The following is a 20,023-nucleotide window of genomic DNA, read 5'->3' on the forward strand; positions in this document are numbered from 1 at the left end:
GGGAGGGGACTCAGCCCGCCGGCACCTGCTGCGCCCGGGAGCGCCACTCGGTGGGGCTGACGCCGAAGCGCGCGCGGAACCACCGGGAGAAGGCGCTGGGCGCGGTGAACCCGAGCAGCTGGGAGACGTCGGTCAGCGAGTACCGCTCGGTCGCGAGGTAGCGCTCGGCCAGCGCCTCCCGTGTCGCGTGCACGATCCCCGAGAAGGACTCGCCGTCGGCGGCCAGGTGCCGGTGCAGGGTCCGCGGGGTCACCCCCAGGCTGCGCGCGACCTGCGCGGTGGAACAGCGGCCGAGCGGGAGCAGCATCTCGACCAGCTCCCGCACCTGGCCGGTGGCCGTCGGGGCCCGCGGGCTGCCGAGCACCTCCAGGAACCGCCGCGCGTAGGGCCGCAGCAGCGGGTCGACCGCGGTGTTCGCGGCGTCGAGGTCGCCGGCGTAGAGGACCAGCCCGGTGAACGCGTGCCCGAACTGCAGCCGCGGCCCGAGCACCGCGTGGTGCGTGGCGGGGGAGGCCGGCGCCCCGTGGGAGAAGCACACCGACAGCGGCTCCCACCGCTCGCCGAGCAGCTCCCGCACGATCCCCAGCAGCGCCGCGGTCGCCAGCTCCGACGCCTGCCGGGTCGGCGCGGGCTCGCCGAACTCGAACCACAGCCGCATGGTCGCCAGGTCGTCGCCCTCGTCCAGCCGCAGCCGCAGCGCCTCGTTGTAGCTGTGCTCGTACCGGATCAGCAGCGCCAGCGCGTCCCGCAGCCGGGGCTCCTGCCGCAGCACCACGCTCAGCGGCCCCAGCGTGGCCAGCCGCCGCAGGCCGGCCAGCCGCAGGCCGAGGTCCTCGCGGCCGGACAGCCGGGCCGAGCGCTCCAGCAGCCGGGCGACCGCCGCTGCGGGGATCCAGGTGTCGGGGACGGCGAGGTCCGCGACGTCCAGCCCCGACTCCCGCAGCAGGCGAGCCGGGTCGAGCCCGCAGGAGCGCGCGAGTCCCACGTAGCCGTCGAGCGTCGCGCAGCGGACCGAGGGGGTCATCGGGCCTCCCCACCTCCGGGGGTGTCCGAAGAGGCTAAGCGCACTGTCCGGATCGGTACAGCCCGAGGCGGTGGCGGCTGCCACAGTCTTTGCCATCGGAGAGAGCGGGCGGACCGCCTCCCGGACGGCGGCCGAGAACGACCCCGCACCGCCGAGACCCATCCGGCACGTGCTCCTCGCCGTGCCGTCGCGCGCCCCGAGAAGGAGAGACCCGCCATGGCCAAGGGCATCCGCTTCCACGAGACCGGTGGCCCGGAGGTGCTGCGCTGGGAGTCCTTCCCGGTCGGCGAGCCCGGCCCCGGACAGGTGAGGGTCCGCCACGAGGCCGTCGGGCTGAACTTCGCCGACACCTACTTCCGCACCGGGCTCTACCCCGCGCCGCTGCCCGCCGGCATGGGCGTGGAGGCGGCCGGCGTGGTCGAGGACGTCGGGCCCGAGGTCACCGACGTCGCACCGGGTGACCGGGTGACCTACACCGGCAGCCCGCTGGGCGCCTACAGCACCGAGCGGGTCATGGACACCACGCCGCTGATCCCGCTGCCCGACGCCATCCCGTTCGAGACCGCGGCCGCCATGACGATGCGCGGTCTCACCTGCGGCTACCTGCTGCGGAGGATCACCGACCTCGAGCCCGGCACGACCGTCCTGCTGCACGCCGCGGCCGGAGGCGTGGGGCTCCTGTTCACCCAGTGGGCCCGGCTGCTCGGCGTCGAGGTGATCGGCACGGTCTCCACCGACGAGAAGGCCGAGATCGCCCGGGCGCACGGGTGCGCGCACACGATCGTCTACCCGCGCGAGGACGTCGCGGCCCGGGTGCGCGAGCTCACCGACGGCGCCGGCGTCCCCGTCGCCTTCGACAGCATCGGCCGGACGACGTTCGCCTCGTCCCTGGACTCACTCAGCCGGCGCGGCCTGCTCGTGTGCTTCGGGACGTCGTCCGGCCCCATCCCGCCGATCGACGCGATGCAGCTGGCGGTCAAGGGGTCGCTCTTCATCACCCGCCCCGCCCTGGCCGACTACATCGCCGACCCCTGGGAGCGCGCCGCACTCGCCGGCGAGCTCTTCGACCACGTCGCCTCCGGCCGGATCACCGTCGAGGTCAACCAGCGCTACGCCCTCGAGGACGCCGTCACGGCGCACCGCGACCTGGAGTCCGGCCGCAGCGTCGGGTCCTCGGTCTTCTGCCTGGAGCCGGCGGGCGCCTGAGCCCGCCGACCCCGTCCCACCCACCCCCACCGAACAGGAGCACCGCCATGCACACCGTCCTCGACCACGCCGACCAGCGCCAGCAGGTGCCGTCGCTGTGGGTCGGTTCCCCCGCCGTCGAGGTCATCCCCCTGACCGCCACCATCGGCGCCGAGCTGCGCTCGGTCAGCCTCGCCGAGGCGTCCCGGGACGACGACCTCTTCGCCACGCTCCGGGCCCTGCTGCTGCGGTACAAGGTCCTCTTCGTCCGCGACCAGGACATCACCCGCGCCGAGCACGTCGCGCTGGCCGAGCGGTTCGGGCCGCTCGAGGACCACCCGGTCGCCGGCAGCGACCCCGACCACCCCGGCCTGGTCCGCATCTACAAGGACCTCGACAGCAGGCCCGAGCACTACGAGAACGCCTTCCACTGCGACGCGACCTGGCGCGAGGTCCCGCCCCTGGGCTCGGTGCTCCGCTGCGTCGAGACGCCCTCCGTCGGCGGCGACACCATCTGGGTCAACATGGCCGAGGCGTACCGCCGGCTGCCGGCGCACGTGAAGGAGCGGATCGCCGGCCTGCGCGCGCGGCACAGCATCGAGGCCAGCTTCGGCGCGGCGATGCCCGACGAGCAGCGGCGGGCCCTGCACGCCCGGTTCCCCGACGCCGAGCACCCCGTGGTGCGGACCCACCCCGAGACGGGGGAGGAGTTCCTCTTCGTCAACGCGTTCACGACGCACTTCGTGAACTACCACACGCCGGAGAACGTGCGCTTCGGCTTCGACTACTCGCCCGGTGCGAGCGAGCTGCTCAACTACCTGATCCGCCAGGCCGCCGTCCCGGAGTACCAGGTCCGCTGGCGGTGGACGGAGAACAGCTTCGCCATCTGGGACAACCGCTGCACCCAGCACTACGCCGTCCAGGACTACTGGCCCGGCGTCCGCAAGATGGAGCGCGCCGGGATCGTCGGCGCCGCGTTCTGACCCGCCCCCCCGCGATCCCCAGGAGACTGACGTGCACTTCCTCGACGACTCCCTGTTCCCCGAGAACCAGGAGAAGCTGGTCATCACCGCGGCCCCCTATGGGCCGGAGTGGGAGCCGGCCGACTTCCCCGAGGACATCCCGCTGACCATGGACCAGCACGTCCAGCAGGCCGTGGACTGCTGGGACGCCGGCGCCACGGTGCTGCACATCCACGTGCGCGAGCTCGACGGCAAGGGCTCCAAGCGGCTGTCCCAGTTCAACGAGCTGCTGCGCCGGCTGCGCGAGGCCGTCCCGGAAATGATCCTGCAGGTCGGCGGCTCGATCTCCTTCGCCCCCGAGGGCGAGGGCGCCGAGGCCCGCTGGCTCTCCGACGACACCCGGCACATGCTCGCCGAGCTCGACCCGAAGCCCGACCAGGTGACCATCGCGATCAACACGTCGCAGATGAACATCGTCGAGCTGATGACCGACTCGGACATCGCCGGCACCTCGTTCCAGCGCCCCGAGCTCTACGAGACCTACCGGAACATGGAGGTGCCCGCGAGCCCGGCCTGGGTCGAGGAGCACCTGCGGCGCCTGGTCGCGGCCGGCATCCAGCCGCACTTCCAGCTGGCCCACTCCGCGCAGCTGGAGACCGTGGAGCGCTTGGTCCGCCGCGGGGTCTACACCGGCCCGCTGAACATCACGTGGGTGGCGATCGGCGGCGGCTTCGACGGTCCGAACCCCTACACGATGATGGAGTTCATCCGCCGGGTGCCCGACGGCGCGTCGCTGACGCTCGAGAGCATCATGCGCAACGTCCTGCCGATCAACACGATGGCGATCGCCCTCGGCCTGCACACCCGCTGCGGCAACGAGGACACCCTGTGGGGCCGGCTCGGCGAGAAGTGCACCTCCGCGGACGCCGTCCGCCAGCTGGTGCGGATCGCCGACGAGCTCGGCCGCGAGGTCGCCACCGGCAAGGAAGCCCGCGAGATCTACAAGCTCGGCGAGTACTGGGGCAGCGCCGACGAGGCGCTGGCCAGGCTCGGCTACCCGCCGAACCGCCGGCCCGGCCAGGTCGGCTTCCTCCACCACGCCTGACCAGCGGGGGGTGCGCGCCTCCGGGCCGCACCCCCCGCCTCCTGTCGGCGGCGGACGGCGCGTCCGCCGCCGACCGCTCCCACGCGCACGCCGGAACGGGGCACGGCGTCGTACCCTCCGTCGCACTGGAGTGTCGCCATGACATCGCTGCTCGCCGAGGGCCCCGTCGCCGGCCGGGCCCCCACTCCTCGAGCCCGCCGGGTGTTCCCCTGGGTCGTCTTCGTCCTCACGTTCGCCCTCCTGCTGTCGGACTACATGTCCCGGCAGGTCCTCTCGGCCGTCTTCCCCTTCCTCAAGGCGGAGTGGGCGCTGACCGACACGCAGCTCGGCGCGCTCACCAGTGTCGTCGCGCTGACCGTCGGGCTCCTGGCCGTCCCGCTGTCCCTGCTCGGCGACCGCTGGGGCCGGGGCCGCGCGATCGTCCTCATGGCCACGATCTGGAGCCTGGCCACGGCCGGCTCCGCGGTCGCGGCCAACTACGAGCAGCTGATGCTGGCCCGCGTCTTCATCGGCGTCGGTGAGGCCGCCTACGGCAGCGTCGGGCTGGCCGTCGTCCTGGCCGTGTTCCCCGCCTACCGCCGGGCGTCCTTCACCGGTGCCTTCATGGCCGGCGGCTCGTTCGGCTCGGTGCTCGGCGTCGCACTCGGTGGCTGGCTCGCCGTCCAGTTCGGCTGGCGCTGGTCGTTCGCGGCCATGGCCCTCCTCGGCCTGGTCCTGGTGGCGCTCTACCGGCTCGTGGTGAGCGACGCGAAGCTCGAGCGGTACCGCGTCGCCGACGCCGACGACGGTGAGCCCCTGTCGACGGGGGGCCGGGCGCGGCTGCGCACGCTGGTCAGCACGCCGTCGGTGATCTGCGCCTACGTCGGCAGCGGCCTGCAGCTGTTCATCGCCGGCTCGCTGTTCGCCTGGCTGCCCAGCTACCTCAACCGCGCCTACGGCCTGCCGCCGGACCGGGCGGCCGCCGTCGCCGCCGTCGCCATCCTCTCCATGGGCCTCGGCATGATCGCCTGCGGCTGGGTCACCGACCGGCTGAGCCGGCGCGCGGCGATCCGCAAGTGGACGTCGGCCGTCGTCTACTCCCTGGTGTCGCTGGTCTGCCTCGGCGCCGGGTTCAGCCTGGCGCCCGGTGCGGGGCAGCTCCTGCTCCTGGCGGTCGGCGTCTTCTTCGCCGCCGGCACCACCGGCCCGGCCGGCGCGATGGTGTCCAACCTGACCCACGAGTCGATCCGGGCGACCGCGTTCGGCGTGCTCACCCTGGCCAACAGCCTGCTCGGCCTGGCCGCGGGACCGCTCGTCACCGGCATCCTCGCCGACCGGCTGGGCCTGGTCGGTGCGATGCAGCTCGTGCCCCTGGCCGCGGCCGGCGCGCTGGTCGCGCTGGTGCTGGGCCGCCGGGCGTACCCGGCGAGCCTCGCCCGGGTGAACGCCGCGGGAGGGACCCGATGACCGCGGCGACCGTCGTCCTCGTGCCCGGCCTGCGCGGCGCCGTGGAGGACCACTGGCAGACGCGGCTGGCCGCGACGCTGCCCGGCGCGCGGTGCGTCCCCCCGCTCGGGCGGACCGAGCCGAGCCTGCGGGCCCGCGTGGCCCTGCTGGAGCAGACCGTCGACGACATGGACGGGCCGGTGGTCCTCGTGGCCCACGGCGCCGGCGCCCTGGTCGCCGTGCACTGGGCGGCCGGGTACGGCGGGACGGCGGTCCGCGGGGCGCTGCTGGCGACCCCGCCGACCCTCGCCGCCCCGCTGCCCGCGGAGTACCCGTCGATCCAGCGACTGCGCCACCACGGCTGGCTGCCGATCCCGCGCCGCCCGCTGCCCTTCCCCAGCATCGTCGCGGCGAGCACCGACGACCCGCTCGCCAACCCGGTGCGGCTGCGGGCGCTGGCCCGGGCGTGGGGGAGCCGCTGGCACTCGCTCGGCGCCGTCGGGCACCTCGACCCGGCGTCGGGGTTCGGCGACTGGCCCGGGGGCGCGGAGCTGATCCGGGCCCTGGGCGGCGGTGCCGTGCAGCCGGAACCGGACGACGTCCCGCTGCACCGGCTGCAGCGGGTGCCCGCGTGACCGCCGTCGAGCCGGTGGCCGTCGCCGGGAGCGCAGTCGAGCGCTGCGCTCCGGACGCCGCGCCGTCCCCGGAGGGACGCCGCCGCGCACCGTGGCCGGGGCTGCTCGCCGCCGCGGTGGGCCTCGGCGCGGCGCTGCTGGCCCACCACCTGGTCCCCGCCGTCGGCGTCCTCACCTGGGCCGTGGCGCTCGGCATGGTCGCCGGCAACACCCGGCTGCTGCTCGCGGCGGCGCGGCCGGAGCTGGGGCGCCTGACCAAGCGGCTGCTGCGGACGGGGATCGTGCTGCTCGGGTTCGGGGTGTCCTTCGGGGCGATCGTGGCACTGGGGGCGGGCACGATCGCGCTCGTCGCGGGCACCCTCGTCGCCACGCTCGTGGTCACCACGTGGCTGGGCAACCGGGCGCGGCTGGGCCGGGCGCGCAGCCTGCTGATCGGGACCGGCTTCGCCATCTGCGGCGCCTCGGCCATCGCCGCCATGGAGGAGACCGCGGGCGCCGACGAGGAGGACGTCGCGGTGGGCATCGCGATGGTCACCCTGTTCGGCACCGTGGCGATGGTGCTGCTGCCCCTGCTGCAGCAGCCGCTCGGGCTCAGCGACGTCCAGTTCGGCGTCTGGGCCGGCGCGAGCATCCAGGAGGTCGGCCAGGTCGTCGCGGCGGCCGGCGCCGGTGGTGCGGCCGTCGTGGCGGTCGCCGTCGTGGTCAAGCTGACGCGGGTGCTGCTGCTGGCACCGGTTGTCGCCGCGGTCAGCGTCCGGCGCCGGAAGGCCGACCCCGATCGGCGTCCGGCCGGGAAGCAGCCGCCGCTGGTCCCGCTGTTCGTGCTCGGGTTCCTCGCCTGCGTCGCGCTGCGCAGCACGGGGGTGGTCCCCGCGGGTGTTCTCGAGGTGGTCGAGCACGTCCAGGTCGCGACGCTGGGGGCGGCGCTGTTCGGGATGGGTGCCGGCGTGCGGCTCGCGTCACTGTTCCGGGGCAGCGGGCGGGTGCTGCTCGTCGCGGCGGTCGCCACCCTGTTCATCGCCGGCGTGTCCCTCGCCGGCGTCCTGCTCCTGGGCGGCTGACCCCCGGACGGATGCGGCGACGACTGGGCGTCCGCCGGTCAGTGGACCAGCGCCTTCAGCGCGATCAGCCCGGCCCCGATGAGCGCCACGAGCGCGCCCTTGAGCAGGGCGTTGTGGGTCGCCGCGCCGGCGAACCGGGCCGCCCAGTACCCGTAGAAGCCGATCAGGCCCAGGCCCGTCCACTTGGCGACCGTGAACGCGGTGTGGACCTCGAGCAGCCCGAGCGCGGACAGCAGGAAGAACACGGCGGGGAAGGCGACGCCGAAGCCGACCGCCCCGGCGTCCTCGGCCATGTGCCCGACCTGGGGACGGGTGACCGGCCGCCGGGTGCTCGTCTCGGCGCCGACGACCTCGCTGTAGAGCTCGGCCAGCCCGACCGCCAGGGCCGTCCCGAGCAGCCAGACGGCCATGACCCACGCCTCCGGCGGGTGCTTCTCGATCGCCACGACCAGGGCCAGGCCGATGATCGAGCCGTAGACCACCTTGCCGACCTGCCGCGACCCGAGGTGCGCTTCGAGACTCGCCCGCATGGCGGCAGCGTCGACCCCCGCCGCTGCCGCGCGCACCGTCCGGTCCGGAGGATGTGCGGCCCGGTCAGCCGACGGCCCCCGGGACGACGGCGAACAGCCGCTCCCGCACGGTCTCGCGCGCCTGGAGGACCTCCTCGATCCGGACGAGCTGCTCCTCGGACGCGGGCAGCTCGAACACGTCGCTGAGGAAGCGGGGCAGGTCCGCGCGGTAGTCGTGCTGCGTCGCCCCGAAGGGCCCGGACGTCTGCGCGTTCTTCATGTCCACGAGGCTCTGGAAGAACGTCGTCACCGGCCGCCACCGCATGGCCGGGGGGATCCCGCGCGGGCTTCCCGCGACGACCGGCTCCGGGCGGGGCCGGGTGGGGCCCAGCCAGTCCGGGGGGTACCAGAGCAGGTCCGGCCCGAACTTCGTCACGCCGTCGTTGTCGTGGCTGAGCAGCACGAAGCGCGGCGCACGGCCCCCCCGCCGCTCGACCAGGGCGGCGAGCTGGGCGTGGTCGTTGACGACCGCGACGGCGTCGGCGTCGACGTCGAGGCGGTCGCCGCGGGTCACCTGGCGCATCCACTTGCTCCCGTACGGCGTCCCGATCCACAGCGCCCGGTCGATCCCCAGCGCGTCGAGACCGAGCGTCCCCCAGTGCAGGAACACGTCCTGGCTGGTGTGCGCGCCGAGGCTCTCGCCGAACAGCACGACGCGCGGACGGGGACCCGGGCGGTCGCGGAGACGCTTCAGCACCCGCTGCCACAGCAGCCGGTTCTGCTCCCGGGCCCGGGGGACCATTCCGAGGGACAGCGGCGACGGGCGGCGCGAGTACTGCAGGGTCACCGTGGCGACGTCGCCGAGCGCGAGGTACTGCAGCGCGGCGACGGCGACGTAGTTGACGTAGCCGGTGCCGGTCGGCGAGACGAGGACGAGCAAGGAGCGGTCGAACGCGCCGGTCCGCTCCAGCTCGGCCATCGCGAGGTCCACCCGCTCCCGCCGGGTCGGCGCGTTGTCCAGCCCGACGTACACCTGGACGGGGGCGGCCCGGGCGGGCGTGCCCATGACGGTCTCGATCGACAGGTCCGGCACCCCGGCCGGAGGGTCGATCAGCGGCTCGGGGCGGACCGACGCGAGGGCGTGCAGCCGGCCGTCGCGTCCCATGCCCTCCCAGGCGACGAGGCTGCCGGGGCCCCCGCTGACCGTCGACGGCACCCACCTGTCGCCCTCGCCCGGCTCGAGCACCGGGACGTCGACCGACGTCCGCGCCTCGATCCGCCGCATCGCCCGGTGCCACAGCGTGGAGACGCCGAGCCCCATGCCGGCGAGGGAGCCGGCGTGCCCCGCCAGTCGCCAGAGAGGGGGCGGCCCGGGCAGGACCGCGGCCAGCCGGCGGGCGACGAGGTCGGTGAGGGCGTGCTCGGCGTAGGCGACGCCGGCGAGGGACCCGACGACCCCCGACGCGGCGGCCAGCGACGTCAGCGGCGACGGTGCCCCGTCGGTGCGCTCGGCGGGCTTCCCCGCGCGGACCCGGTCCAGCACGAAGGCGACCCCCAGGCCGACCGGGACCGCCAGCGGGACGGCGGCCAGGCGCCCCCCGAGCCGCAGGCGGTCGTCGAGCGCCCGCGCGCCGAGCTGGGCGCCGCCCAGCAGCGCGCCGCTCAGGCCGGTGGCACCGAGCCGCCAGGCGGCCTGGCGCACGGCCCCCCGGAACGGGTCCTCGGCCCGCGGCGGCAGGGCCCGGAGCAGGCCGAGCCCCAGGGGCACCGCGGCGCAGTCGACCGCGATCGTGCCGGCGCGCCGGGCGGCCGGGGACGCCGCTGCGCCGACGATCGACCGGCCGGTGGCCTCCAGCGCGTCCTGGGCCGCGACCGACAGCAGGAAGTGCAGCCCCGTCGCCAGCCCCGTCACCAGGCCCTGGTCGAGGGGCGTCCGCGTGGAGAGCGACGGTGCGAACGTGGCGGGCGCCGTCGCCGCGGCCACCAGCAGCCCGACGTCCGGAGGCGAGCCCGGCTCGGGCAGCCGCACCGGGATCCGTCGTCGCATCCGCGCTCCTGCTCGTCCCATGGCGGGATGGTGCGGTGCCGGCCGGCGTCCGCGGCTCATCCTCCTGGTAGGAGTTCCGCCCGCCGCGGACTCCGTAGCGTCGTCGGTCCCACGAGCGGAGCGTGCGATGACGACCGAACCGGTGACGAGGCCCCCGTCCGAGGACACCGACGTCGTTCCGCCGCCGGCGACCGCCGCGTCCGCGGGGACGACGCGGCGCCGGGCCCGGCGGTGGACGCGCCGGCTGCCGCGCTACTCGTGGAGCGGCACGGTCGGCGCCGTCCTGCTCGGCTGCGCCTCCCTCACCCCGTCGCTGCTGCCCCGCGGCTGGCTCGTACAGGGACTCATCGCCGGGATCACCGCGGCGATCGGTTACGGCCTGGGGGCCGCGGTCGCCTGGTTCGTCGCGGAGGTCACTGACCGGCGGCTCTCCGCCGGAACCCGCCGCCTCGCCTGGCGGGCGCTGGCCGTCGCCGGGCCGGCGCTCGTCCTCATCGCGCTGGGCTTCGGCGCGTACTGGCAGCGGCAGATCCACCTGCTCATGGGCCTCGACCCGCCGGAGGGGTTCTCCTCGCTCGGCATCGTCGTCGTGGCGGTGCTGGTGTTCGCGGGCCTGGTCGCGATCGCCCGCGGCGTCCGATGGGCGGCCCGCCGGCTGGTCCGGGCACTGGGCCGGGTGCTCCCGGGGCGGGTCGCCCGCCCGCTCGGGGTCGTGGCGGTCGCCGTCCTGCTGGTCCTCCTGGTCAACGGCGTCCTCTTCCAGGGGCTGGTCGAGGCCATGAACTCCACGTTCAGCGTCAAGGACGACGGCACGGAGGAGGGCGCCGTCCGCCCCACGATCCCCGAGCGGTCGGGGAGCACCGGGTCGCTCGTGCCCTGGGAGCAACTGGGGCTGCAGGGGCGCAACTTCGTCGGCACCGGCCCGACGCCGGAGGACCTCACGGCCTTCTCCGGCCGGCCGGCGCGCCAGCCGGTCCGCGCCTACGCCGGCCTGGCGTCCGCCGACGACGTGGGCGACCGCGCAGCGCTCGCCGTCCGCGACCTCGAGCGCGCGGGTGGCTTCGACCGGGAGGTGCTCGTCGTGGTCACCACCACCGGGACCGGGTGGGTCGACCCCGCGGCGAGCGGCGCGCTGGAGTACGCGCTCAACGGCGACAGCGCGATGGTGGCGATGCAGTACTCGTACCTGCCCAGCTGGCTGTCCTTCCTCGTCGACCAGGCCAAGGCCCGGGACGCCGGGCGGGCGCTGTTCGACGCCGTGTACGGGGCCTGGTCGCAGTTGCCGCCGGACGACCGGCCGCAGCTGTACGTCTTCGGGGAGAGCCTCGGGACCTTCGGTGGGGAGGCCGCCTTCAGCGGCCTGGCCGACATCCAGAACCGCACCGCCGGGGTGGTCTGGGCCGGGCCGCCGAACTTCAACGAGCTGTGGCGCGGCCTCGTGGCCGACCGGGACGCCGGCTCCCCGGAGTGGCTCCCGGTGTACGACGAGGGCCGCGTCGCGCGGTTCGCCGACGAGGCGCCCGACCTCGCCGCACCGCCGGCCCCGTGGGAGACGCCCCGGGTGGTCTACCTCCAGAACGCCTCCGACCCGATCGTGTGGTGGTCGCCGCGGCTGCTCCTGTCCCGCCCCGACTGGCTCGAGGGGGAGCGGGGCCCGGACGTGTCACCCGACATGGCCTGGCTGCCGTTCGTCACCTTCTGGCAGGTCACGGCCGACCTGGTGTTCTCGACCGGCGTGCCGGACGGGCACGGCCACAAGTACGAGGCCGACTACGCCGACGCGTGGGCGGAGGTGGCGCAGCCGCCCGGATGGACCGACGCGGACACCGACCGGCTGCGGCAGCTGGTCGGCGGCGGCTGACGTGGCCCGGCCAGCGGCGTGACGACGTCGGCCGCCCGCCGCAGGCGCCACCGGCTGGTCTCGAGCGCCGTCGTCCTCGCGCTCGCCGCGATCAACGTGGTCGACCATCTGCTGCACCCGCCCTGGTGGGTGCGAGGGCTCCAGGGCGCCGCGCTGCTGGCCTGGGCCCGGCTGGACGGGCTGACCTGGGGGCAGCTGGGTCTGGGCCGGGACCGGCTGCGGGCCGGCTGCCGGTGGGCCCTGGGAGCGGGCGCCGTCGTCGCCGGCGTCTACGTCGTCGGGGTGCTGCTCCCGCTGACGCGGCCGGCGTTCCAGGACGACCGCTACGACCTGCCGCTGCCCGGCGCGCTGCGCACCGCCCTGTTGGTCATCCCGCTCGGCACGGTGCTCCTCGAGGAGGTCGCCTTCCGCTCGGTGCTGTGGGGAGCGCTGTCCCGCCACTGCCGCCCGTGGCAGGTGCTGGTCACCACCTCCGTGCTCTTCGGGCTGTGGCACGTCTTCCCCGCGCTGGGGATCGGGAGCACCAACCGCGGCGTCTCCGGGGCGGTCGGGGGTGGCGGCAGCGCCGTGGTCGTCGTGGCCACGGTCGCGTTCACCACGGTGGGCGGCCTGGTCTTCGGTGAGCTGCGCCGGCGCAGCGGCAGCGTCGTCGCGAGCGCCGGGGCGCACTGGGCGACCAACTCCCTCGGCGTCCTCTTCGGCCTCGTGGCCCGGCGGCTGGACGCGGCCGCGGCGGCTCCCCGGCCTGCGGACCTCCGGTGGCCGGTCACCCTGGGCGGGTGATGCCGTCCGGCCCCGCGGACGGAACGGTGGGGCGGTCCACGCCAGTGCCGACGCCGGACGAGGAGGTGCGGCGGTGACCGCGGTCGCTGAGGACGTCGTCCCGGAGGACGACGATCCGCTCCCGCGCGAGGTGTCCTTCGTGGACCTCCTGGTGACGCGGGTCGCGCGGGACTACGGCGCGGACCCCGTCGAGGTCCGGGAGCACGCCGTCGTGGCGCTCGCGGCGTTCGCCGGCGCCCGCGTGCAGGCGTTCGTCCCGATCCTGGTGGAGAAGAGGGTGCGTGAGACCTACCGCGGACGCGGCCCGGCCCGCTGACCCGGGGAGGGCCGAGCGGTGAGCCCCGTCCTCCCCGGCCTCCGTGCGCTGCGCGGCTACCGCCGGCAGTGGCTGGTCAAGGACGTCGTGGCCGGGGTCGTGCTCACCACGCTGCTGGTGCCGCAGGGGATGGCCTACGCCCAGCTGGCCGGGCTGCCGTCGATCACCGGCCTGTACACGACCATCACCTGCCTGCTCGCCTACGCGCTGTTCGGCCCCTCGCGCATCCTCGTGCTCGGGCCCGACTCCTCGCTGGGGCCGATGATCGCGGCGACCGTGCTGCCGCTGGTGGCCGCGGGCGGGGATCCCGAGCGGGCGGTCGCGCTGGCCTCGATGCTCGCCATCATGACCGCGGCGGTCATGATCGCCGCAGGCTGGGCCGGGCTGGGCTTCGTCGCCGACCTGCTCTCCAAGCCGACCATGATCGGCTACATGAACGGGCTGGCGCTGACCATCCTGGTCGGCCAGCTCCCCAAGCTGCTCGGGTTCTCGGTGGACGCCGACGGGCTGCTCATGGAGCTGGCAGCGTTCGTCGAGGGGGTGGCGCGCGGCGAGACCGTGCCGGCCGCCGCGGCGGTCGGGATCGGCGGCATCGCGGTGGTGCTCGCGCTGCGGCGCTGGGCGCCCCGGGTGCCCGGCGTGCTGGTCATGGTGGTCCTGGCCATCGCCGTGAGCGGCGCCTTCGACCTGGGGGCGCGCGGCGTGAGCCTCGTCGGGGTGCTGCCGGAGGGCTTCCCGCCGCTGACCGTCCCGGCGATCGCCTGGTCGGACGTGGCCCCGCTGCTCGCCGGGGCGTTCGCGATCGCGCTCGTCTCGCTCGCGGACACCATCTCCACCGCGTCGTCGTTCGCCGAGCGCACCGGCCAGGAGGTGCGCGGCAACCAGGAGATGATCGGCATCGGCGCGGCCAACCTGGCCGCCGGCCTGTTCCAGGGCTTCCCGGTCAGCACGAGCGCCTCCCGCACCGCGGTGGCCGAGCGCGCCGGGATGCGCTCGCAGCTCACCGGGGTCACCGGCGCCGTCCTCATCCTCGTGATGATCGTCTTCCTGCCGGGCCTGTTCCGGGACCTGCCGCAGGCGGCGCTGGCGGCGGTGGTGATCACCGCGTCGCTCTCCCTGGCCGACGTGCCCGGCACCGCCCGCCTGTGGCGGCAGCGCCGCGTCGAGTTCACCCTGTCGATCGTCGCGTTCGCCGGGGTGGCGCTGCTCGGCGTCCTGCCCGGCATCGTGATCGCGGTCGGGCTGTCGATCCTCAACGTCTTCCGGCGGGCCTGGCGCCCGTACCAGACCGTCCTCGGGCTGGCCGACGGCGTGGCCGGGTACCACGACATCCGGTCGTACCCGGACGCCCGGCAGCTCCCCGGGCTGGTCATCTACCGGTTCGACGCGCCGCTGTTCTTCGCCAACGCCAAGACCTTCCGCGACGAGGTCACGGCCCTCGCCCGCTCCGAGCCCGCGCCCCGGTGGATCGTGGTCGCCGCCGAGCCGATCACCGACGTCGACACCACCGCCGCCGACGTCCTGCTCGACCTCGACCGGCTGCTGGACGAGCGCGGTCAGACCCTGGTGTTCGCCGAGCTCAAGGACCCGGTCCGCCGGAAGGTCGAGCGCTACGGACTCGACCGCGAGCTCGAGGCCCGGCACTTCTTCCCGACGGTGGAGGCGGCGGTCGACGCCTTCCAGCGGCGGACCGGTGCCGCCTGGCCCGCGCCCCGCCCCGCGCCGGACGGGGAGACCGGCGTGCTCGAGCGTCCGGAACCGCCACCGCAGGCCCAGGCCTGAGGGCGGTCAGGCGTCCCGGCCGGCCGGGGGTGGGGCCGGGTCCGCGCCCACCGTCGCGGGCTGGTCCACCGCTCCCGGTCCCGGCGCCGGCGACCGGCCGGTGGCCAGCCGCCACAGCGCCGCCCAGTGCACGCGACCCCGCGGCGGCCGGACGCCGGGCCGCTCCCGGGGAAGCCGGACCCGCAGGGCGCCGGGACGGACGGTGCAGCGGACCGGGGCGGCCAGCCGCACGGTCTCGCCGTCGATCCCCACCGGCACCTCGGGGACGTCGGCGGAGACCAGCACCTCCCGCGCCTCCGCCCGCTGCAGGCCGCGCTGGTGGGCGCCCTGCAGCAGCCCGACGGCCTGCCGGGCGGAGTCCACCCGCACCGAGATGACACCGAGCACGCCGCGGTCGAGCCGGGACCGCCGGCCCATCCCGGCGAGGTCGGAGTCCTCGTAGGGGTTGTTGCTCACGAGCAGCGCCTGCGGTGCGTCGACGACCACGTCGCCGACCTCGGCCACCAGGTGCGCCCCACGCCGGCGGCTGAGCAGGTCCGGCAGGGCCTCCAGGGTCGTGCCGCGCTTGTCGTCCCGGTAGGCGGGGCTCTCCACGATCTCGGCGTACGCGCCGAAGGAGGCGTTGTTCACGAACGGCCGCCCGTTGACCTCGCCGAGGTCGATGCGGGCCTCCACGCCGTCGCGCAGGGCGTCCAGGCAGCGCGCCGGGTCCTGGCGGTCCAGTCCGAGGTCCAGGGCGAAGTGGTTGCGGGTGCCCGCACTGATGACCAGGAACGGCACCCCGTGCTCCGCCGCGACCTGCGCGACCAGCGCCTGGGTGCCGTCCCCGCCGGCCACCCCGAGCAGGTCCGCACCGCGGGCGAGGGCGTCCCGGGCCAGCTGCTGGACGTCGGTGCCGGGCCGGTCGAGCAGGGCCACCTCCGCGCCGAGCTCCTCCGCCCGCTCCTTCAGCCGGAACCGGCCCACCTTGCCGCCGCCCGAGCGCGGGTTCATGACCACGAACGGGTGCCGCGGTGCCGGCGTCTCGGCGACCGGGAGCGCCCACTCCGACCGCTCCGGGCGCAGCGCCGTGTGCGCGGCGGCCACCCCGGCGGCCAGCAGCACGGCCGCCAGGACCGCCACCCAGAACAGGTCGGCGGCGGCGAACACGACGATGAGCGCCACGGGGGTGCCCACGGCCAGGGCCAGGGCGAGCCAGCGCACCGGCCCGCGGTGCAGCAGGAACCAGAAGGCCGCGGCCGCCACCACCGCCGCGGCCGCCACGGTCAGCAGGACCAGCCACAGTCCGCCGTCCCCGGCGAAGGACACGAGGAGCAGGAAGGCGGCGGCGACGAGGACCAGAGACCCCCGCGCCCACCACCGCCGGGCACGCACCGAACCCACCGCACACCTCCCGGGGCCGCCGTGCCGCGATGCTCCCGGGCCGGGCCGCCGGGGGGCTCACCCTCCCCGGACGGTTCCGCGTGCCGCGGAGCGCGGCGTGGGGAGCGGGGCCGGGAGCCGACGGCCCTCACCCGGCGGGGGAGCGGTGTCGGCCGCGGACCGGGCGGTCCGGCGCCAGTCGCTCGGGCTGGTGCCGAACCGCTCGCGGAACCAGCGGGTGAAGGCACTGGGCGCCCGGAAGCCGAGCAGCTGGGACACCTCGGTCAGCGACAGGCGGTCGTTGGGCAGGTAGCGCTCGGCCAGTCGCGCCCGGGTGGCGTGCACGACCGCCGAGAAGCTCTCGCCCTCGTCGGCCAGGTGGCGCTGGAGCTCCCTCGGGCGCAGGCCGAGGTGCCGGCTGACCCGCTCCATCGAGCAGCGGCCCAGCGGCAGCAGCAGCTCCACCGTCTCCGCCACCTGGTCGGCCGCCGTGCGTGGCCCGGGCGCCACGACCGTCTGCAGGAACTGCTCGGTGTAGGGCCGCAGGGACGCGTCGGAGTGGAGCACGGGGACGGCCAGCTCGTGGGCGCGGAAGACCAGGCACGTGGCGTCCTGGCCGAACCGGACGCCGGGGCCGAACACGCGGTGGTAGGGAGCCGGGTCGGCGGGCTCCGGGCGGGCGAAGGAGGCCGACAGCGGCGTCCAGCCGGGGCCCACGAGGGTCCGGATCACGCCCAGGACGGCCGCCATGAGCAGGTCCAGCGCCTGGTCGGTCGGCGCGGGCTCCCCGAACTCGAGCCACGCGGTGAGGGTCGCCACACCGTCGAGCTGCGCCAGGCGCACGTGCAGCGCCTCGTTGTACACGCGCTCGTACCGGATCAGCAGGTCCAGGGCGCTGCGGAGGTCCGGCTGGTCGCGGAGCACGACGCTGATCGGCCCGAGGGTGCCCAGCCGCCGCAGCTCGGCCAGGCGCAGGCCGAGGTCCGGGCACCCGGCGTCGCGGGCGGACAGCTCGAGCACGCGGGCGACGGCGGCACCGGGGATCCACCGGTCCGGGACGTCGAGGTCGGCGAGGTCCAGCCCCACGGAGGCCAGCGCGGCGGCCGGGTCGAGGCCGAGCGATCGCGCCAGGTCGGCGTACCCGGTGAGCGAGGCGCTCCGGACGCGAGGCCGCATGGACGGTCCCTCCTGCGCGATGCGCCAAAAGGTAAGAGGCACGACCGGATCGGTAAAGCGTCCTCCGGCCCTCCTCCCTACCGTGGCACCACCGGGCGGCGGACGACCGAGTCGTGGAGTGGTCCGCCTCCCACCCGCGCGTGCCCTCGGAGGACCCGTGCCCCGTCCGTCCATCGCCGTCGCTCCTCCGGACCGCCTCGTGCCCGTGCCGCGCCGGCCCGCAGAGGAGGGCGCCATGCCGTCGCTGCCCCCGTGCCCAGGAGGGGCCCCGCCCGCCGACGGCGCCCCGGTCCTCACCGACCGCGACGTGGAGCTGCTGCGCCACCTGGCGGAGGGCCGGTCGACGGCCCAGATCGCGGTGGCCATGTCTGTCACCAGCAACACCGCCCGCACCCGGATCCGCCGGGTGCAGGGCAAGCTGGCCGTGGCCGGACGCCGGCAGGTCGTGGACGCCGCGCGCGGGCGCGGCGTCCTCTAGGACGCCGGGCCGCCCGGCCGCACGGGGAACTCCTCGGCGCCCCGACTCGCGGATGACCGGCCGTCGGTCACACTGGGACCACCTCGCCGGGCGGGCGACAGAGGGCCTGCCGGTCCGTGGTGCGTCCGCCTGGCGGGGCCCGGGTCACCCCGGCGTCTCGACCGACCCGACCGTCGAGCGCGGGAAGGGGTCCGCGCCGTCCTCGAAGGAGCCGACGGTGGCGAACGCCACCAGTCCCGCCGTCGCCGCGAGGACCGCCACCGACCGGACGACCCTCGCTCCCACCGACTCCTGAGCGCCGCCCGGCCGTGTGCTCCTCACCCCGGCATCCTCGGCGCCACCGGTCACGCTGCGTCACCGCAGGGTGGGGCGGCCACCCGGTCCGGCGACGCCGTTCCCGCTAGAGGGTGGCCGGCTGCACCGCCCGGTCCGGGTCCGCCCCGGCCAGCCGGCCGACGATCGCGCAGGCCCCGCCGAGGTCCAGGCCCGCGCCCTCGGCCCGGCCGTCGGCGAGGTCGCCGGTGTCCAGGGCGGAGCGGGTGGCCTCGACGTAGCGCTGCCCGTCCACCGGGTCCATCCGCAGCGGGTCGTAGCCGACCCGGCGGGCGGCGGACTCCACCGCACCCAGCAGGACGGCGCCGGTGTGCGGCTCGCCGGCGGCCGTGGCGGCCCCGACCGCGGTGAGCAGCCCGGCGAGCGTGCCCGTGGCGTCGCCCTCGCGGTGGGTGAGGTCGACCATCCGCCACAGGTTCGCCAGCGCCTCGTCGGGCCGGCCGAGGTCGACGAGCACCTTGGCCCGGATCCACAGCACCGACGAGCGCGCCCACGAGTGGCCCAGGTCCAGGGCCAGCTGCTCGGCGCGGTCGAGGTGCTCGAGCGCGCCCTCGGCGTCGCCGGCGACCCGCGCGAACTGCCCGAGGGTCATCGCGATCTCGGCCTGGACCCACTCGATGCCCGACGCCTGGGCCAGCTCCAGGCCGCGGGCGATGTCCTGCGAGACCCCGCCGTCCTCGTCGGTCTGCCCGAGCAGCGCCCGGACGAAGCCGCGCAGCACCAGGGCCAGCGCGAGGACGCCGTCGCGCTCGTCCGGTGCGGCGGTGACGATCTCGTTGGTGCGCGCGAAGATGGAGGCGACGTCCCCGGACAGGTAGGCCAGCAGCGCGTCGCCGAGCAGGGCGCCGCTGCGGACGTGCGGCGGCGTCGACGGCGTGGCGTCCAGCGCGGCGGCCAGCCACCGCCGGCCCTCCTGCACGTGGCCGCGGCGGTACCACCACCAGGCCAGTGCGGACCCGATCCGCAGCGCGAGCTCGCCCTGCCCGGTGGCCAGCGTGTGCGTCAGCGCGGCCCGCAGCCCGGGCTGCTCGGCGTCCAGCCGGCGGGCGCTGGCGGTCCACTCGGCACGGCGCAGCGCCGGCTCCAGCCGCTCGGTCAGCGCCACGACGAACCCGGCGTGCCGGTCGCGCAGCCCCCGCGCCCGGTCCGCACCCAGGTGCTGCTCGGCGTACTGCCGCAGCGTCTCCAGCATCCGGTAGCGGCCGGAGGCGTGGTCGAGCTCGACCAGCGACTTGGCGACCAGCACCCGCAGCAGCTCCAGGGTGCCGCCCTCCACGTCCGGTCCGGCCACGGCGTCGACCGCGTCGGGCCCGAACGTGCCGGGCAGCACCGACACGGCCTCGAACACCGCCTGCTCGGCGGGGGACAGCAGGTCGACGCTCCACCGGACGGTGGCGGCCAGGGTGCGCTGGTGCGGGGGAGCTGAGCGCCACCCGCCGGCCAGCAGGGTGAACCGGTCGTCGACCCGGCCGGCCACCTCGGCCAGCGGCAGGGTGGTGAGACAGGCGGCGGCCAGCTCGACGGCCAGCGGGAGTCCGTCGAGGGCGGCGCACAGCTCGCGCACCTGCTCGAGGTCCTCGGCGGAGGGGGCCGCCAGGTGCGGGGCGGCCAGCCGGGCCCGGTCGAGGAACAGCTGCTCGGCGTCGCTGCCGGGGCTGCCGGCGGGCATCGGGCCGCACGGCAGCACCGCCTCGCCCGGCAGCCCGAGCGGCTCCCGGGAGGTGGCGAGGACCCGCAGCTCGGGACACCGGGGCAGCAGGTCCGCGCACAGCGCCGCGGCGGCCTCCACCACGTGCTCGCAGTTGTCGAGCAGGAGCAGCAGCGGCCGGCCTTGCAGCGCGGGGGCGGCCCCCCCGCCCCCCCCCCCCCCCCCCCCCCCGCCCCCCCCCCACCCCCCCCCCCCCCCCCCCCCCCCCCCCCCCCCCCCCCCCCCCCCCCCCCCCCCCCCCCCCCCCCCCCCCCCCCCCCCCCCCCCCCCC

General features: G+C 76.0%; 18 protein-coding genes. 11 read left to right on the forward strand and 7 right to left on the reverse strand.

Going from position 1 to position 20,023, the window contains the following annotated elements:
- Positions 1–10: 10 nt before the first annotated feature.
- Positions 11–1,024 (reverse strand): AraC family transcriptional regulator, encoded by a 1,014-nt coding sequence (locus ACI782_RS21110; protein WP_456912057.1) that lies wholly within the window; start codon positions 1,022–1,024, stop codon positions 11–13.
- A gap of 216 nt (positions 1,025–1,240) precedes the next feature.
- Here ACI782_RS21110 and ACI782_RS21115 point away from each other — a divergent pair, with 216 nt between their 5' ends.
- The 6 genes from ACI782_RS21115 to ACI782_RS21140 all read left to right on the forward strand — a co-directional run bounded on the left by ACI782_RS21115 (position 1,241) and on the right by ACI782_RS21140 (position 7,397).
- Entirely contained in the window at positions 1,241–2,230 is a 990-nt protein-coding gene (locus ACI782_RS21115) for a quinone oxidoreductase family protein (protein ID WP_456912058.1), read from the forward strand.
- Positions 2,231–2,277: 47 nt separating this feature from the next.
- The gene (locus ACI782_RS21120) at positions 2,278–3,192 is read left to right on the forward strand and encodes a TauD/TfdA dioxygenase family protein (RefSeq protein WP_456912059.1); all 915 of its coding nucleotides are present in this window, start codon (positions 2,278–2,280) and stop codon (positions 3,190–3,192) included.
- A gap of 31 nt (positions 3,193–3,223) precedes the next feature.
- Complete coding sequence (locus ACI782_RS21125) at positions 3,224–4,276, forward strand: 3-keto-5-aminohexanoate cleavage protein (protein WP_456912060.1); 1,053 nt, start codon at positions 3,224–3,226, stop codon at positions 4,274–4,276.
- A gap of 138 nt (positions 4,277–4,414) precedes the next feature.
- Complete coding sequence (locus ACI782_RS21130) at positions 4,415–5,722, forward strand: MFS transporter (RefSeq protein WP_456912061.1); 1,308 nt, start codon at positions 4,415–4,417, stop codon at positions 5,720–5,722.
- Entirely contained in the window at positions 5,719–6,336 is a 618-nt protein-coding gene (locus ACI782_RS21135) for an RBBP9/YdeN family alpha/beta hydrolase (protein WP_456912062.1), read from the forward strand. The genes ACI782_RS21130 and ACI782_RS21135 overlap by 4 nt, the downstream gene beginning before the upstream one ends.
- Positions 6,333–7,397, forward strand: coding sequence for a YeiH family protein (locus tag ACI782_RS21140; protein ID WP_456912063.1), 1,065 nt, complete (start codon positions 6,333–6,335; stop codon positions 7,395–7,397). The genes ACI782_RS21135 and ACI782_RS21140 overlap by 4 nt, the downstream gene beginning before the upstream one ends.
- A 38-nt stretch (positions 7,398–7,435) precedes the next feature.
- Here ACI782_RS21140 and ACI782_RS21145 read toward each other — a convergent pair whose 3' ends face one another.
- Together ACI782_RS21145 and ACI782_RS21150 are read right to left on the reverse strand one after the other, a co-directional pair.
- On the reverse strand, positions 7,436–7,927 hold the full coding sequence (locus ACI782_RS21145) for a hypothetical protein (RefSeq protein ID WP_456912064.1): 492 nt from the start codon (positions 7,925–7,927) through the stop codon (positions 7,436–7,438).
- Between the two features lie 64 nt (positions 7,928–7,991).
- A complete protein-coding gene (locus ACI782_RS21150; RefSeq protein WP_456912065.1) occupies positions 7,992–9,953 on the reverse strand; it encodes an alpha/beta-hydrolase family protein in 1,962 nt (653 codons plus the stop codon).
- 127 nt (positions 9,954–10,080) lie between these two features.
- Here ACI782_RS21150 and ACI782_RS21155 point away from each other — a divergent pair, with 127 nt between their 5' ends.
- The 4 genes from ACI782_RS21155 (at position 10,081) to ACI782_RS21170 (ending at position 14,695) form a co-directional block, all read left to right on the forward strand.
- Positions 10,081–11,814: an alpha/beta hydrolase gene (locus tag ACI782_RS21155; protein WP_456912066.1), complete on the forward strand. Its 1,734-nt coding sequence runs from the start codon at positions 10,081–10,083 to the stop codon at positions 11,812–11,814.
- 18 nt (positions 11,815–11,832) lie between these two features.
- The gene (locus ACI782_RS21160) at positions 11,833–12,597 is read left to right on the forward strand and encodes a CPBP family intramembrane glutamic endopeptidase (RefSeq protein ID WP_456912067.1); all 765 of its coding nucleotides are present in this window, start codon (positions 11,833–11,835) and stop codon (positions 12,595–12,597) included.
- 73 nt (positions 12,598–12,670) lie between these two features.
- A complete protein-coding gene (locus tag ACI782_RS21165) occupies positions 12,671–12,913 on the forward strand; it encodes a three-helix bundle dimerization domain-containing protein (protein ID WP_456912068.1) in 243 nt (80 codons plus the stop codon).
- Positions 12,914–12,931: 18 nt separating this feature from the next.
- A complete protein-coding gene (locus tag ACI782_RS21170) occupies positions 12,932–14,695 on the forward strand; it encodes a SulP family inorganic anion transporter (protein ID WP_456912069.1) in 1,764 nt (587 codons plus the stop codon).
- Between the two features lie 6 nt (positions 14,696–14,701).
- Here ACI782_RS21170 and ACI782_RS21175 read toward each other — a convergent pair whose 3' ends face one another.
- Together ACI782_RS21175 and ACI782_RS21180 are read right to left on the reverse strand one after the other, a co-directional pair.
- A complete protein-coding gene (locus tag ACI782_RS21175; protein WP_456912070.1) occupies positions 14,702–16,078 on the reverse strand; it encodes a diacylglycerol/lipid kinase family protein in 1,377 nt (458 codons plus the stop codon).
- A gap of 57 nt (positions 16,079–16,135) precedes the next feature.
- Positions 16,136–17,233, reverse strand: a complete 1,098-nt coding sequence (locus ACI782_RS21180; RefSeq protein ID WP_456912071.1) for an AraC family transcriptional regulator — start codon at positions 17,231–17,233, stop codon at positions 16,136–16,138.
- Between the two features lie 235 nt (positions 17,234–17,468).
- Between ACI782_RS21180 and ACI782_RS21185 the strand changes: the two genes are divergently transcribed.
- Positions 17,469–17,711 (forward strand): response regulator transcription factor, encoded by a 243-nt coding sequence (locus ACI782_RS21185; RefSeq protein ID WP_456912072.1) that lies wholly within the window; start codon positions 17,469–17,471, stop codon positions 17,709–17,711.
- Between the two features lie 144 nt (positions 17,712–17,855).
- Here ACI782_RS21185 and ACI782_RS21190 read toward each other — a convergent pair whose 3' ends face one another.
- Entirely contained in the window at positions 17,856–17,996 is a 141-nt protein-coding gene (locus tag ACI782_RS21190; RefSeq protein WP_456912073.1) for a hypothetical protein, read from the reverse strand.
- A gap of 115 nt (positions 17,997–18,111) precedes the next feature.
- A complete protein-coding gene (locus ACI782_RS21195) occupies positions 18,112–19,833 on the reverse strand; it encodes an ATP-binding protein (RefSeq protein ID WP_456912074.1) in 1,722 nt (573 codons plus the stop codon).
- Positions 19,834–20,023: the final 190 nt, after the last annotated feature.

Source organism: Geodermatophilus sp. SYSU D00703 (genome assembly GCF_054050155.1).

Excerpts from the sequence above, each read along its gene's own strand:
- ACI782_RS21110 (WP_456912057.1), bottom strand. The coding sequence starts at position 1,024 with ATGACCCCCTCGGTCCGCTGCGCGACGCTCGACGGCTACGTGGGACTC.
- ACI782_RS21115 (WP_456912058.1), top strand. The coding sequence starts at position 1,241 with ATGGCCAAGGGCATCCGCTTCCACGAGACCGGTGGCCCGGAGGTGCTG.
- ACI782_RS21120 (WP_456912059.1), top strand. The coding sequence starts at position 2,278 with ATGCACACCGTCCTCGACCACGCCGACCAGCGCCAGCAGGTGCCGTCG.
- ACI782_RS21130 (WP_456912061.1), top strand. The coding sequence starts at position 4,415 with ATGACATCGCTGCTCGCCGAGGGCCCCGTCGCCGGCCGGGCCCCCACT.
- ACI782_RS21135 (WP_456912062.1), top strand. The coding sequence starts at position 5,719 with ATGACCGCGGCGACCGTCGTCCTCGTGCCCGGCCTGCGCGGCGCCGTG.
- ACI782_RS21145 (WP_456912064.1), bottom strand. The coding sequence starts at position 7,927 with ATGCGGGCGAGTCTCGAAGCGCACCTCGGGTCGCGGCAGGTCGGCAAG.
- ACI782_RS21150 (WP_456912065.1), bottom strand. The coding sequence starts at position 9,953 with ATGCGACGACGGATCCCGGTGCGGCTGCCCGAGCCGGGCTCGCCTCCG.
- ACI782_RS21155 (WP_456912066.1), top strand. The coding sequence starts at position 10,081 with ATGACGACCGAACCGGTGACGAGGCCCCCGTCCGAGGACACCGACGTC.
- ACI782_RS21180 (WP_456912071.1), bottom strand. The coding sequence starts at position 17,233 with ATGCGGCCTCGCGTCCGGAGCGCCTCGCTCACCGGGTACGCCGACCTG.
- ACI782_RS21185 (WP_456912072.1), top strand. The coding sequence starts at position 17,469 with ATGCCGTCGCTGCCCCCGTGCCCAGGAGGGGCCCCGCCCGCCGACGGC.